11 protein-coding genes and 1 CRISPR repeat array (1 of these 12 running past the window's edge) are annotated in these 15,671 nt (G+C 35.6%); of the genes, 3 read left to right on the plus strand and 8 right to left on the minus strand.

Annotated elements, in window-relative coordinates; translation table 11 throughout:
- Positions 1–786: direct repeats of the CRISPR family, unit length 36 nt; unit sequence CTCAGAACAACACCCTGCTAAAAAAGGGATTAAGAC (it extends 854 nt beyond the left edge of the window).
- Between the two features lie 760 nt (positions 787–1,546).
- The 3 genes from A3Q34_RS04915 (at position 1,547) to A3Q34_RS04925 (ending at position 4,188) form a co-directional block, all read left to right on the plus strand.
- Entirely contained in the window at positions 1,547–2,740 is a 1,194-nt protein-coding gene (locus A3Q34_RS04915) for a Card1-like endonuclease domain-containing protein (protein WP_070374343.1), read from the plus strand.
- Between the two features lie 117 nt (positions 2,741–2,857).
- Positions 2,858–3,454, plus strand: a complete 597-nt coding sequence (locus A3Q34_RS04920; protein ID WP_070374344.1) for a DUF4433 domain-containing protein — start codon at positions 2,858–2,860, stop codon at positions 3,452–3,454.
- Between the two features lie 8 nt (positions 3,455–3,462).
- Positions 3,463–4,188, plus strand: a complete 726-nt coding sequence (locus A3Q34_RS04925) for a macro domain-containing protein (RefSeq protein ID WP_070374345.1) — start codon at positions 3,463–3,465, stop codon at positions 4,186–4,188.
- Between the two features lie 335 nt (positions 4,189–4,523).
- Here the strand turns inward: A3Q34_RS04925 and csm6 are convergent, their stop codons facing one another.
- Genes csm6 through A3Q34_RS04965 form a run of 8 tightly spaced genes read right to left on the minus strand, consistent with a single transcriptional unit; the run spans position 4,524 to position 14,800 of the window.
- Entirely contained in the window at positions 4,524–5,690 is a 1,167-nt protein-coding gene (csm6, locus tag A3Q34_RS04930) for a CRISPR-associated ring nuclease Csm6 (protein ID WP_070374346.1), read from the minus strand.
- Positions 5,691–5,719: 29 nt separating this feature from the next.
- Positions 5,720–6,589: a CRISPR system precrRNA processing endoribonuclease RAMP protein Cas6 gene (gene cas6, locus A3Q34_RS04935; RefSeq protein ID WP_070374347.1), complete on the minus strand. Its 870-nt coding sequence runs from the start codon at positions 6,587–6,589 to the stop codon at positions 5,720–5,722.
- Entirely contained in the window at positions 6,589–8,808 is a 2,220-nt protein-coding gene (locus A3Q34_RS04940; protein WP_070374348.1) for a TIGR03986 family type III CRISPR-associated RAMP protein, read from the minus strand. The genes cas6 and A3Q34_RS04940 overlap by 1 nt, the downstream gene beginning before the upstream one ends.
- Positions 8,808–9,335 carry a hypothetical protein gene (locus A3Q34_RS04945; RefSeq protein WP_070374349.1) on the minus strand — a complete coding sequence of 176 codons (528 nt, stop codon included), beginning with the start codon at positions 9,333–9,335 and terminating at the stop codon, positions 8,808–8,810. Before A3Q34_RS04945 ends, A3Q34_RS04940 begins: the two co-directional genes overlap by 1 nt.
- Complete coding sequence (locus A3Q34_RS04950; RefSeq protein WP_070374350.1) at positions 9,332–10,822, minus strand: RAMP superfamily CRISPR-associated protein; 1,491 nt, start codon at positions 10,820–10,822, stop codon at positions 9,332–9,334. Before A3Q34_RS04950 ends, A3Q34_RS04945 begins: the two co-directional genes overlap by 4 nt.
- Complete coding sequence (locus A3Q34_RS04955) at positions 10,815–12,398, minus strand: hypothetical protein (RefSeq protein WP_070374351.1); 1,584 nt, start codon at positions 12,396–12,398, stop codon at positions 10,815–10,817. The genes A3Q34_RS04950 and A3Q34_RS04955 overlap by 8 nt, the downstream gene beginning before the upstream one ends.
- A complete protein-coding gene (locus A3Q34_RS04960; RefSeq protein WP_197517660.1) occupies positions 12,399–13,013 on the minus strand; it encodes an RAMP superfamily CRISPR-associated protein in 615 nt (204 codons plus the stop codon).
- Between the two features lie 11 nt (positions 13,014–13,024).
- Positions 13,025–14,800: a Cas10/Cmr2 second palm domain-containing protein gene (locus A3Q34_RS04965; RefSeq protein ID WP_070374353.1), complete on the minus strand. Its 1,776-nt coding sequence runs from the start codon at positions 14,798–14,800 to the stop codon at positions 13,025–13,027.
- Between the last annotated feature and the right edge of the window lie 871 nt (positions 14,801–15,671).

Consider the following 15,671-nt stretch of genomic DNA (forward strand, 5'->3'; position numbering starts at 1 on the left):
AAAAAGGGATTAAGACTGCCATTTGACCACCTTTGACACTGAGTTCGCCCTCAGAACAACACCCTGCTAAAAAAGGGATTAAGACCGACTTAAGAGATGCTACATTCTCACTGAACTCTCAGAACAACACCCTGCTAAAAAAGGGATTAAGACTCACTGAACTGTTCACACACTATGAAGACTTCATCACCTCAGAACAACACCCTGCTAAAAAAGGGATTAAGACAATTTGTATATCTTCTATGTACTCAGCTTCTCTAACCTCAGAACAACACCCTGCTAAAAAAGGGATTAAGACCTACTATGCTTGGTTACTCTTAAGCCTGATGATCTCAGAACAACACCCTGCTAAAAAAGGTATTAAGACGACGTTGTTTGCGTAGTGCTTGGACCTCTTCAAGGCCCTCAGAACAACACCCTGCTAAAAAAGGGATTAAGACGAGTTAACTCTGGTGCTGGTGCTGCTGTATTTGTCTCAGAACAACACCCTGCTAAAAAAGGGATTAAGACTATTGGCATACACGATGCTCAAGCTCCTCTACTATCAGAACAACACCCTGCTAAAAAAGGGATTAAGACCTGGCTGTTGCGTAATACCGAACAGCTTTCCTCCTCAGAACAACACCCTGCTAAAAAAGGGATTAAGACAACTCAGGAATGTCACCATCTTCCGCAAGCTCACTCAGAACAACACCCTGCTAAAAAAGGGATTAAGACCAGTCGTAAAAGTCGTCCCAATTTTCGGCTTGTCTCAGAACAACACCCTGCTAAAAAAGGGATTGTACAGCGCAATAAATTTAAAGGGCAACACTATGATGTTGTTAAAAAATAAAAGACAACAGTCTTATTTAACAAGTCCTATTGGTATGTTGTGGGGGGTTACTTACCTTGCTAAAAATAATTAATCGCACTTGGAGAAACATAATTAAAATGGGTTACAAGTTTGTGAAAAAGACTGATATTTAATAACAAGTTATATACTTGTAATTGCCAATATATGGCTAAGGCTAATGCCGGATATTAAAAATGATGATCTTATTTTATTAATTAATAAACTCCCCATACTGGAGAGAATATGCTGAATTTACTTAAATTTGTTGCGTTTATTTTTGCTTGCTTTGTAATGTTAAAACTTATGTCTATTTTTTGAACATAAAGTTGCTATTTATATTGTGCGTAATAGGAGCCGACTATAAATTTTTTAGTGTGTTGACATCTTTTATTGTTTTTAAGTGACATTATTATCTTCCCTATTCAATATAATGAAAGTGACTATCTCTAAATACCATTCTGCTTACAGAAGTAATGGATCGTTTATTTTTGCCAGCGGATATTTTTCATATACCATTTAAAAATTTAAAATATTATCAATTTTTTCGTTAGATTTACCTCTTTTTTACACTCTAATTACGTCTAATTTTTCATTTAATCATTATCACTTCAAATTGTTTCAATAGCCTTTCGCTTTAGTATGCAAGCAGATAGTATACACATCAATAATACCAAGTTAATTTAAAGCTCAACTTTTATATAAAAGGAACTTACATTGATAATTCATATAAATTTAATTTCTCATCAGTTATTGCCTAATGTTATTGGTACGTTTAGTAACACTGATAAAGAAATGAAAATTATTTTAGTATTAGGTGATAACAAGCTAAAAGAGAAAGCAGTATTACTCGAACATTTTTATCGAAATAAAGGTATTGCTAATATTGAAACCATTAATTGCCAAACCAGTACAGACCATGCAAAACTTTTTGTACGGGCCGAAGCTTTATTTGAACAATTGAGGTTTCAATACCCTGATGCAATGATTGCGGTAAATGCAACTGGCGGAACAAAACCTATGTCTATCGCTTTCACTCAGGTTTTTGATAACTTAGCTGAAAAATCTATGGTGTTTTACACCGACACGATAGATAAACAAAATACTATTTTAACCAACCCTCATAAAAATAAGTTCACGCCATTACCTTATGCCAATGTGTTGAATGTTCATGACTATTTATATTTAAATCAGTTCAATGTGAATAGTGAAGTGAATGAACATTGCCGTGAACACGACAATATTATGGAACGCCGCTCTAGCACTGGTTTTTTATTAGAACTGTGCAAACGCGAAGCGAATTTAATTTCTATGTTAAACGGCATTTCGGCTCAAACAGATTTTGGCAGTAACAATAAAAGCTTTAATGCTGTGGTTGCACAGGTGCCAAAGTTTAAAAGTATTGTGAATTGTTATCAACAACTCGAAATTGCCAACTTAGTAACCTTCAACGAATGTGAAGCTACCCTTACTTTTACGTCAGAAGATGCAGCTCGTTATATTGGCGGTGCTTGGTTTGAAGAGTTTGCTTATTTAACCGCTGTTGATGCCGGTATTGATTATGTTTCAACAAGTGTAAATGGCCATTGGTTAGATAAAAACAATACTGAAAGCTCGGTAAGTAACGAGCTTGATCTTGTTCTGGTACATAATAACCAAATGATGCTTGTTGAATGTAAAACCAGCAACTGGAAAGAAGCGGGTAAAGGACAAAATGTTGCTTTAAAACTTGAAAGTTTAATGCGTAACCTTGGCGGTAGCCACGCCAAAGCGATATTGTTAAGTGTATTTGAGTTAAATGACCATACGCATGATCGTGTGAAAAATTTAAATAATGTTACTCCCTTATCTGGCAGTGCTATTCATGGCCTAGCTAATCAATTAAAAACGTGGAAAGCAAAGGTAAGCTAATTCTTCACAAGCTTGTCAACAAAAGCAAAAATATTTAAGTCTGTAAACTTCTAATTATTGAAACAGGTGCTGCTTAACAAGCACACCTTTTTATTAATAATTTAGAGGTACAGACACATGGCTTATAATTTTTCTGATGTTACAACCGTTGATCATATGACCCACATAGGAAATTTAGAAGGTATTTTGGCAAACGGATTGCTTGCCCATAATAATCCGCATAAGAAAGTAGATATTAGTAATCAAGAAGTAAATGCTAGAAGAAGTGCCCTTGAGCCTATTTACAAAAAGAGCATGCATGATTACGTGCCTTTTTATTTTAACCCTAAAAATGCAATGTTGTATCGTAATCAGTGCCACTTTAAAAAAGGCGGCATTGTTGTATTGGGTTTTAATAAAAATATAATTGCAACACCTGGCGCCGTTTACACTAACGGTAATGCATCGCGAAAAGATACTTGTTTTTCTAATGATAAAAAATTTTTAGAGCAAATAAATTGGGATTATGTATTTAGCCCTCGCTGGAATTATCAGGGTAATTCTTATGAAGCAATTAAAACAGCTATGATGTCTGAGTTATTAGTGCATGGCAAGGTCAGCATAGATAAGTTAGAAATAATCTTTTGTGAAACCGAACAAACTAAGCAGTATATTATTAACAATTTGAAGGTTGATGGTATTCGTGTTGAAGTTTGTTCACATATGTTTTTTTAGGAGTTAGCATGATTATTATTAAGCACGGAAATATATTTTCAACCCAGAGCCAAACAGTTGTTAACACCGTTAATTGTGTTGGTGTAATGGGTGCAGGCATCGCCTATGAATTTAAATTGAGATACCCAGCAATGTTTGATTTATACCAAGGCTATTGTGCTAAAGGACAATTAACAATGGGGACATTATGGATATACAACGACCAAAGAAAGCAAGGTGCTTGCTCAAAGGTTTTAAATTTTCCAACAAAAACACATTGGAAAGATCACTCTTCACTTGATGACATTAAATTAGGCTTACAAAAGTTTATCAGCACTTTTAAAGAGAAGGGGATCACCTCTATTGCTTTTCCTTTGTTAGGTGCAAGTTTAGGGGGGCTTAAAGAGTCTGAGGTGCTGTCTTTAATGAATGAGTACTTAACCGACACGGATATAGATATAGATATAGAAATTTGGTACTTTGATCCCAGTGCAGAAGACGATTTATATCCTCGCTTTCTTCAAATATTTAATACGTTAACTGATGATGAATTAAAAGTTCAGTCGGGGTTAAATTTAGCCGCTATTAAAAAAATTAAAGTGGCACTGAATGAGCCAAATATTAATTCACTTAATGGATTGCTCAGAGTAAAAGGGATAGGTAAAACGACTGTTGAAAAATCGTTTCGTTTTATTATGAACAACAAAACTGTTTTAAGTGATGCAACTGAACCAGTTGAACTTAGCTTATTTTAATAAAAATGGAAGGGTCATTAAAATATCTATATCCGACTTTCCGATCCCCTCATTCTATAAGCGATCTTAAAACTAGAATCTAATAGAAAATATTTCATGACCGATTTAGACCTATTTCTATCTACACTATCAACTTTTAAGGTGATATGTAAAATCTACTCTGAGCTAATACAAGTACCTTTATTAAGGTTTAAGCTATCACCTTAACTACTACTCAAATTTTATAATGGCTCCCAAGACCACATAAAAATAGCATCATTTATTTTTATGTAAATAAAGTGCTTAAAGTAATTCATAACAGAGTTAGGTATATGAATTACTTTAGACTTTTTTTATTACAAAGCCTTTTTAGAAAGCACCATTACAGGCTCAACTTTAATCGGCTCTTTAGTAATTAACGTTATATTTTCTGGCGCTATCTTTAAACCGTATAACATTGCAGTTCCGTTTTCGTCTATTTTTTGAATAGGTTGTAAAATAAAGTTTTCTGCTGAGCGTTTTCCTAGTGCCTTATTGAAAGCCGATTTTACGTTTGTCTTTCTACCGTTAAAGTAAGTTTGATCCATACCTTTTCTCAAAGGACGATCAACTTTCTCCGTTATACCGTTATTAATTATCTCATAAAAATTTTTAAACGCTTCAGCATACTCTTTGTCAGGGTGGCCTTCATAAGGAATGCTGACTCCGTTTGACTTTTCTTTTGCTAAGTTTGCAAACCAAGCTAAAAAGGCTATTTCGGCATTCGCCATAGGTATATTAATATTATTAGCTTTTACTATTTTCTGTATTAAATTTATCTCTAACTTAGGCGTTTCGTTATAAACATTCATTAACTCAATGGTTTCGGTGTAATTAGCTTTTCGTTTAATAATGCGATCCGGCATTTCATCACGCATGCGAACAAATGGAATTTCAGCCAATGTTACTTCAGCATTTTTTGCATTAAAAGAGATGTTATTGAAGTTGGTAACACGTTTATCTTTAAGTGTTGGATAAAAAAAATCTTTTACGTTCTCAAATTCTTCCGTAACTAACACATGTGATAAGCTATCTTGAGCACGTCCGAATAAGCTCATTGCATAACCCATGAAAAAAGTCATGGTTTTGCGTCCGCCAGCTAAACTCGCAAAAATATTAACGTTATCCTGCTCAGTTAGCTCTCTTACATGATTGATTATATAATCAGCTAAGGCATTATGGTCACTTACGTTACGAGCATCAGCAACTTCTTTACCATTACTATCAGGAATTACAAATATATTGTCTTTTGTAAATTTTATAGGCGGTAAATTATATTCATTACACAATTGCGTTAATTGTGATGGACTCTCACCATCTTCCATACCTAAACTTATCCAGGCTTGATCTCGACCTTTTGATGTGGTAATTATTTGTATCTCATCAATAATTACGTTTTTATTAACGTATAAAGCATATATAGTTTCGGTGACAACTTGAGGTGACATTCCGGTGACTGCTAATAAAATGTTATTCTTTTTCATTTATTTATTTCCATTAATTATAAAACAATTTATTCGATTAACTGGTACTTGCCTAAACCGAAAGTTGTTTTTCCACCAATACTTAACTGCTCACCTATTTGTAACCATGGTAAGGCTTGTGCTATTTCACCATAATAACTGACCTGGCCTTTTAACCCACCAAACGGGAGTTGTCTTTGTTCTTTTAACGAAAAACGTTCCCAGTTTTCAAAGTAAATATGGTCACTTTGTTCATGCTCACCTAATACGGGTAGTTCTTGATAAAGTGCTCTAAGAAGTTCTGGTTCATCGCAAACCCAAAACTGGCAAAGTTGACTAAAGCGACGAGATATTTGCTTTAGTAGTAGGGGTAGGTTAGGCGCTTGGTTTTGTAGTATTTTCCCGTGAAATTTTAAACGAACAGGCGTAATAAAGTTAACCGCTAGTTCTCGTTGTTCAAAAGCGTCGGGGCTAATAGTTAACCAATCAAGCAAACTCGTTATATGAATGCCCGCTTTGATTTTTCCCGGTAATAATGAGCTAACGCTGATCAAAGAAAAAGGTGTTTTTTGAGAGCCAAAACCTAACTTTTGTCCATACTCAAGCGCCTTAAAAACCGTAGGTGCTAGTTGTGTTATCTGTCCAATAAGGACAATATCGAAGTAATAAACTTCTTTTGCTTGCCAGTGCGTTTTGTGGTCTTCATTAGGGCATATAATATAGGGCTTAGGTTGCTGGTTGTCGTGCTCACCGTATAAAGCAAAAAAAGCACGTTCATCAATATGCTTTACTGCATGCCCTAACCAACCATGTAACATTGAGCCTTTAAAAGCGGGTAAAACAGTACTTTGCTTAAACTGAATATAAATGCGCAGTTTAAGCAAGTCGCATTGTTGGGCGAGTAAGGTTAGTGCTTGCATCAACTTTTTACCGTTAATTTATACACTTGGACTAATGACGTTATTTTCTCTTTACGAGGGGTTAGCTTTTTCTTATTTTTAATATTTAAGTATTCACACACTTTCTTATGGCTTGCTATGTTGTATAGCTCTTGCGCAGCGTCCTTTGAAATTTTAGTTTCGATAAAGTCATTAAGCATTGTTTCGATGGACACATTAAACTCTTGTTTTTCTTCAACAGTAATCGCTTTGGTTAACTCAAGTTTAAGTTGCATTACTTTTTTCATGTCTTCTGGCATATTTGCCATTTGCTCTACTAGTTTAGCTTCATGTATTGCTTTTAGTTTTTGTTCATTCTCAAAATCAAATGACTGTTTTAATTTTACTTGTTTTTGTTTCTCGATATTAATCCAAGTATCGTCAGTAATTTCGGTTAAACACAACTCAGCTAAACGCCCTTTTGCGAAACTTAATGAACCTGTAGATGCTTTACCATCACGACGGTTAATAGCTTTACCTAAATATGTCATCGGGGGTAATGAGGCTTTATCACTTTTTACATCCCTATAATCACCGAGTGGCATATAACTCAAATCTCGATCTTTATTTTCTGCCATATTTGTCATAGCTAAGAAGTTTTGTAGTTGTACACTTTCACTCCAGCCACTATCGTCTGAAGAATGTTGATCGTTCATATGATCAATAAATTGCTGAATATAATCATCAGTACCGCCACTTACCATATTTACAGCATCATTTGCTTTAATTGATAAGTTATCCACTACCAGTTGTACAGCGCCAGCACCTAAAGGCTTGCCGTGGCCTAAGCCATGATATTGATTAGTAGCTTCTGCTTTTTTACCTAAAGATAGACTCCAAAGTAAAGCACCTAATTCTTCATGCTTTAAGTTATGAAAAAATATTTTTCCTGAAAATCGACTATTAACATTTAAAAGTTCTAATTGGCTTTTAACTTTTAAATTTTTATTATCCGTTTGATTTTCCTTAAATTTAGTTTGAGTCACATAACGTTTCCAACCTGAAAGCTTAGCGCTTCCATCGTCATAATCAGTATATTCGGTTTTGTTAGTTTGCTCTATATATGCACCTCTAAAGGTTGCTTTTGGCCCATTAAGGGTTACAGAGTTTGAAACTTTTATACCTTGATTTTTAATGACTGCCGCATCACTAAAAGCAACACGACTTTTTAAGCTAAAGCCTTGCTCTCTTAAGGTACCGAACATGAGTTCAGACATATCAAAATAATTGCCACTGGTACGAGCCTTTGTTTGCTGAATTGTTGCTAGGTCTGCAGCTGAATGGTTATAAAGTACTCTAGGCATTTTTGCCAAACCGAGTGAATGCAATTGGTTTTGACCTTTGTCAAACAATGCAAATACTGGGATACCTTTTTTAGACTGATTGTTTACTAAATACTGAATTTGCTCCTCGCCATGACTGATAAACATTTTGTTGGCCTTATCATTAATGTCGTCACTTGAAGCGGAGACTGTTTTTTCTTCACCGTAAAAACAGTAACTAAATTCATAATCATCAGGTTTACTTTGACCCATTCCTTTTATGCGATTATTACAAAAAACAAGGTGTGCTTCGTGTCCTGCTGAGCTGATATCTTCAACCCAAGTAACTCTGCCTTGCTTTCCTTCTTTTATATAAGTCGTAATATTAACAGGCTGAGACAGTGGTAATTTTTTATATTTAACAATGGCACTATCGTCATTTTTAATTGTTTTACCTAACGTCACCTTTAACTTACTATGCTTTACTTTAGCTAATTGGCAAGTAGTTAATTCCCAGCTACTATTTGTGGTATTAAATTTTAACCATGCAGGTAAAACAACTTTGTTTTGTATCACATTAGTTAAATAATGGCTTTTGCTTGATACGTCACGATAAGAAAAATGACTTTCATCAATTCCTGAAAACTTACCGAAGGAGGCAATTTCTAGTACGTTTCTGATCATGCCCTTTAAACTTGAACCAGGAATAACAGGATTACCCTTTGGATCTTTTGCCCATTGCACTAATGATGGCTGACCATCAATTTTTTTTTGCTCGCCACCTACACATAACGGGGTTGCATTGGTTAAGGTATAATCAATAACGCCTGAAATTCCATCTTTAAAAGGTACGTCATGGCTCACCAGATGCGCCCAATCTGGCATGTAAATCCATTTTGATAATGGAACGAAGTGATAGGGAGTGTGAACTTGGCTCATTATTTTCCTTCCTTAATATCGTTATTTAAAGTATTAAACCCTAAAAACTGTTGGCATATAGACAACCATCGTCCTTCATTAACGCCTTCGTTTTCAAGCTTCCACCATAAACGATAATTTGCACTTACCGCCTGCTCTTTAAGGTTTTTGCGAACAATAAGCTTTTGTTCGGTAAAAAATTGACTCTCGCTTTGCTTTTCGTTATTGCTTTCTTCAACAATAAAAGTACTCAACTGGTAGATATCCCCCTGCTGCAATTTAATATGCAAGCTATGGTTTTTAGCATTACAATATTGCGCTTCTATTATGTAAGGCTTGCTAGGTACTTGGGCTGAAACAACCAGTTCATCTGTGTATTGCACCCAGCCTTGGGTAGCTGAGAATTTTTCAATAGCTTGCATTAATTCGCTTAGGCACACCATGCTTGCATGCATGGTTAACTTTGCTGAAGACACGTTAGGCAGTTCTAACTCAGAGATATCAGTTTTAAGTTCATTGTACTGCGTTATTGATTCACTTAGGCTCATGAGTTTGCTCCTTGTGTTTGTTCAGTTACTGAATAGCTATTTTCTGTTTTTATTATATCTAAATTTACCAGCCATGGTTTTTCTAGATTTGCCATCACTAAGCTTGTGCCTCTGCCACTTCCTGCTCCCATAGGTAATAAACCTAGTTTTAGGTCTTCCAAGGTATCACTTAGTGCTTGTTTTAATGAGGGCGATAACACGGTATCATTTTTGATATTTAGCGATAAGGTAAATTCAGGCTGATATAAAAGCTCTTCGCTGTAAAGTGCGCCTTTTCTAACACCGCCAGTAAATCGGTCAATACTATTGTGATGACGAATAGTCGTATCATTAAAGCTGATTCCGCAATCATCTACATATAAGCTTCCTGCAAGGCTGTTATCATGATCATTATCATCAGCAAAGCCTAATAATGCTTTCAAACCTTCAGGACGTGTTTCCCATTGTTTATGCGTTGCTGTTTCCATGTCTTCCGCCCACATGCTTTCTTTACCTAATAAAGCTTCATGACGTCGCCAGTGGAACGCAATTCGGTGGGCTAGAATGCCTTTTATGCTACTACCACATAGTACAGGTTTCGGGGCTGATATTATTGCATGGTTTTTCCCTGATACATTAGCCCATTCTACTTTTGGTTCACTGTAGGTGATCATAGAAATGCTTTTATCTGCTTCACCTTTATTATATTTCCCTAATAATTGAGAGCCTGCACCGGCGCGCCAATTATCGAGCGCCTTTAAAGGTAATTGGGCAAATAGTTGTTGTTCAGCTACAAAATTAATATTGTTCTTACTAGGTATATTTTCTAATAAGGCATGATTATTCATTTTTTTAACAGCACCAGAAGCGTCATTTAAGTCAATAATTTCAACATTGCTGCCAATAACTTTTATTTTACCTAGACCATTGCGCGTACTTGCACCTAATGCGAACAAGGGGTTTTGCCAACAGTTTAATAAGGCCTGCCATTCTAGTGTGATTGCGTTACTAGATAACTTGTCGTCATAAAACTTTATATCAATACAAAAGCGTACGCCTGAAGGTAATAAAATTTGGTCAAACTTACCTGTATTTTTCGCTACGCCTCTGTCATTAATACTCACCCGTTCTCTATGATGAGGTCGAGCTTGAACCAACATGCTTAACAGAGTGTCTTGATTAATTTCTTCGGGAGTTAACAGGCCTTGAACAGGTTTGTTTTTACTGTTGTGCAATATTCCACTACTTATTGTTAACGTTGATGATTGACTTTTATTGCCAGCATAGCCAAACCAGTTATCAATGCTTTTCTTATCAAGGTTTTCTTTATCGAAACATTCTTTTGCTAAGTGTTTCCATACACCCGCAATACTTGTTGCGGGTATATAAGGCAGGTTATTGGCATCTCTGGCAAGTTGACTGTCAAAACCGACTTCTCGGTTACCCGTATTAATGGCCATAGGGCTTTGTGTTTCTATAATTAAACGCGTTAAATAAACTTTACCCATGTGCGTAACTCCCTTTTTCGCTGGTTTTCGCATTGTATTCTTTAGATATTTCTTTTAATTGTTTATATTTAGATAAGTCGAATCGGCATAACTGCTCTAATAATAAACGCATGGTGGCAATATCTTGCTTTCCTATTAACGAATGGACCTCATCAGCAAACGTGGTCTGTCCGGTATTCTTTGCTAGTGTTATACCCCAACCTAACTCATCATTTTTAGCTTTACATATTGCTTGTTCACTCTCAAAAACGCCTTGCTGCCATTTGTCGTTATTTACACGCACTTCTTCACTGATTCTGCGCCATTGTGTTGATGATGGCCCTGCCTCGTTGCTGTTCAATATGTGATGATATTTTCTGGCACTTTGGTATAAGTGGACAATATTTTGGATTAACTCGTTGACATTTTTTTGTAATGTATCAGTTCGTTCTTGTTTACTTACTTGTGATGATAGCCATTTTAATAAAGGGCTATTATTGCTGGTTGGCGTTTGTCCTGATGTATCATTTATTTTTATTGGTAAAGAAGTAAATAAAGCACTATCAGTTATTGCTCCTTCTAACGACCATGATGGGTTCACACTCAACCAACCTAAACCATATTGCTGGTTAATGCCCACACAATTGGCATCAATATCATTTAATACTTCTTGGCTTAACTTGCTAGTAAGTTTGTATGTTAGAACGCTACCTTTAGCTATTAATATTTGTTCAGTATCTAGCCCTTGTCGTTTTTGATTAAAGCGATTTACCTTGATACTGCGAATAAAGCTTTTATCGCTAATTAACGTTGCTCCTTCTAACGCGGGATGAATGTTTTTACCTGCTGGCGTTAATGTCGGTAAACCAACATCATTAAAGAATTCACTGTCACTTATACACCATAAAACAAGTTCATTTGAATTGTTGGCAATCTTCTGTGTAGCAGGGGTTTCTACCATATTTAATTTTACGCGACCAAATTCAGTATTGCGTGAACGACCAATACGAATATTACTCACAAGTAAGGTCTTCACTGCGTTATTGATTTCGATATCGCTGTCATTAAGGTCTACCCAACCGGCAAATGTTTGACCCGATTCAATAAAGCTGTAAGTAAATAGCTGTCCTTCTTTCGCACTACCTGTTTGACTATTTAATGCCGTTTTCGTGCTATTACCCATTTTTACATTAGCAACATTTCCGTTACTGTTTACAAATCCTGTTCGGCATTGCTTATATTGAATACTTTCATCTCGGCTAAAGTTAGCCGCACTATGATTAGTTAATATAGTGGTGTTGTATTTATCTTTATGAATAAGATTGTCACTTTGAGCTTTAGAAACATTCCAACTCGCTGGTGTAGGCAAAGCCATTTCATTATTTACCAACGGGTAACAAGGACTAAACTTTACTTCCCCAGAGTGAAATGCTTGCCAACTTTGGGTTGCCGAAAGCTTTGAATAATACTGAGCTGCAAAAGCACCTAAAATAGCACTACCAGGTATATAGTCTAAACATTCATGATTAGCTGTTGCTGCATTATTTTGACTAACAATAATGGGGTCTATGGTGGTTAATGTATAATAGATACGCATTTATTGTTCCTGCTTCACGTTAACAATCACTTTACCTAAACCTCTATGACGCTTAGCACCTATTTCTGTAATAAAACTAACAACTTGTGTTAACCACAAGGTGAGCTTCTCATCAAGTACGTCTTTATTATTTAAGTAGCCTATATGACATGTATTTACTGACACTTGTGTGGTTAATACCATTGGTACACAAACTTCCATGCTGCGTAAGCTGGTATTTTCAGCAACACCGGTTTCATCGTTTATAGCGGTAGCATAGGTTACTTTATAGAGCTTAGATTTTGCTTGGGGGGTTTTTATTAAATAGTTAATTTCTTGTGACGATAAAACACCACTACTTATTTGCAATGCGCCTTGCTCTGACGTTCCGGCTTTACCTTCATTACCAAATAACACATCGACTAATGTTTCGGTGTTTTTGTCATTCTCATGGCTAAAATCACTAAACCAGTTGTTTTTTTCAGCTCGAGAAAATGCATCGCGCAGTAGGCCTTTTATACTTTTACCTGGTAAATAAGGTAAATAATCGCTGTTTTTAAGCACTAAAGCATCGGCATAAGCACCACCTTCTTGGCCTGAGCCAATGTGCCAGTAGCTTTGAATATTAAATTTCATATTAAAAATCATTATGCGGTTTCCTTAGTGCTTGCATTACTGTGTTCTTCAGCGTTAACTATAGAAAAGTGATCTACTATTAACATGTCACTAATAGCCGACTGGAGATATGGTGATTCTTGATTAGTTACTGACCAGTACCATTGAGTATTATCCGTATTGTCTCCAGATAATTTCTGTAATTGTTTTACTTGTTCTGAACCTGCTTTATTTTCACAAAGTGACATTGCACGAGCATAAATTCTATCTGCTTCGACTTTGTCTCCTAATGCGAGTTCGGTGGCCATTTGACGCCACTTGGTCATGGAAACCGCTGTTTTTTCTTTATTGGAGAGTTTTATACATTCGAATAGATTGTCTAAACTTTGATGGCTGGCATTTTGGTCAACAACATAAGCGTTAACGCCTAAACTTAGTAACGACTCACCATGTACGTCTTTAACATTAAAAACCTGACTTTGGCGACAGAGTGTTTCGATATCACCAGTGACTGAATTAGATAACCTGAAAAAGGCTAATGCCGCAGGACCAATGTTAGGGTCAAGATCCTTAGTTAGCTTTTTAGCTTTAGCACACAAACCTTCCACTAAATGATGGCTATTTACAAAAGGGTGGCTTGCCTTGTGATATAAAATCCCACCACTTGCGGTTAAATACGGTTTAATTTTTTCTGCATTAAGTAAATGTTCTTTATACAACTGTGCTAACTCTTTTTGTGAGGACTCTTTAAATGCTTTACAAAACGTAGAGCTATATTTCAATGCTAGATCAGCTCGGCATAATAAAGTTACATCATCGCCACCGAGAACAAGCGGTCGCATAGGTAAGTATACTTTACTGCTGCCATCTAATTGGTAATTAGCAACATTGTATAACTCTTGCGTTGCTTGTTGCGCAGCATGTTGAGTTGCCTTTGCAAGTGCTTCAGAAAATTGACGGAATGCACGACAAAACTGTTCATCAGTTGCATTTTTCAATGCCCCTTGTAGTGCTCGTAATAAGAGTCCTAAGCCATTACCATCTATATGAATGAGTGCAATGTCTTTAATTGCTTCTTTATCTGATTTTTTAATCGCGCTTTTAGCTATAAATTGAAAATCATTTTCTAAGTCAACTGGGTAATTAACTTTGCGGGGTGCACCTTTATTCGTTTTAAGGTTTTCAGGGGTAAACTTATCTTGTAGTGCAGCACCGTCTTTCATCGCTAAATTGCTATAAGCTTGACGATGAAAATCAGTGTCTATATCTATCTTTTCATATTCACCACTCTCATCTTGGATACTTTCATACTTTACAACTTTAGACATTGGCGTTGCCGCAGATCCCGTTCGGCTAGAACGTTCAGATATGCTAGTAGCTATAGGGAACTTAACTGTTGGGGTGTTCCTGTCTGCTGCTAATTGTTTATGGCCGTTTTGGATAGCCGTTTGTAATGTATTAGCCGAAATTAAAGCATCAGTAAATTCGAGAGAGGGAAACATTTGTTGAACAGCCAATGTCCACAAACTTCTAAGTTTAACTAATGAGGCTTTATTAGTGCTGTAACAATAAAAAGCACCGCCTTTGCAACGTATAAAGTTAATATCATTATCGAGTTGTTCGTCCTTACTGATAAGAAGATCTGAAGTTAACTTGGCTGCTTTAATTACCTTAAATAACAAGCTTTCTTCTTTGTCGTCGACAAGCAAGTCTAAACGTTCACTAGTGGCAATAATATCTTTCACTTTCCCTGTTTTAAACAGGTACGTTTGAATAGATTTCGCTTCAAATAAATAGCTGTAAACCATTGAAATTCCTTTTATGTTAAATGTATTATTATCGTTTTATAAAATTATGCTTTTATTATGTTCCATAAAATTTAATTGTGGCACTGAATGTTGATCACGAATAAAAACTATATTTACTTTTGTGTTTATAATCATTAAATAATATCTTTATGTAAATGATTAATTTAGTATTTTTTAATATTAATCTAAAGTTTTATTTTGTTCGTAAATAAACAGATACCATTTAGGGAGATTATTTTGCTCTCGGCTTTCACATTCAGTCTAGATATTTTCTTCGAAGCCTGACCAGGTGAAAGCCTTCACCATATAAATAAATGATACACCGGCAATAATGGTAGAAATTAGTGACATGCTAAAAACTCTGTCTGTAAATGAATTTTTAACTTAAATTAAAATAATAAGCGCGCAACTTTGGGAACAGTTTTCAATTACAAAATAGTTATCTTATACATGAATCTCAAAGGGACGTTTTTCTAAAGATATTTTGGTTTAATACAACATGTAAAGTTTTAGATTTTTGAAATATAAGGTATAAATCAAGAGATACATTGTGATTTTAAGATAAATGATAATTACTCAAAATTTCACATTCATAGTGCTAAAAATATCACATCATGTGATCAGATGGATAATTACAACAGTTCTGCCACTCAATTACATCAGAGGAGCCAGTCATTATCGTCTAAAACTGCCACCAAATATCATTTACTGTGACCACTGAATTTCATTAGGTTTGCCACCAATAAATTAAGTTAACTTTCCACTAGCTGACCTTAGCTTTTGTTTCACTAACAATAAGTTCTCCGACTTTGATGACATTAGGTATTTGCAGAAGTTTACGACAACAACTAGCCATAAGCGATTACAGCCA

Source organism: Colwellia sp. PAMC 20917, assembly GCF_001767295.1.
Taxonomy (GTDB): Bacteria; Pseudomonadota; Gammaproteobacteria; order Enterobacterales; family Alteromonadaceae; genus Colwellia_A.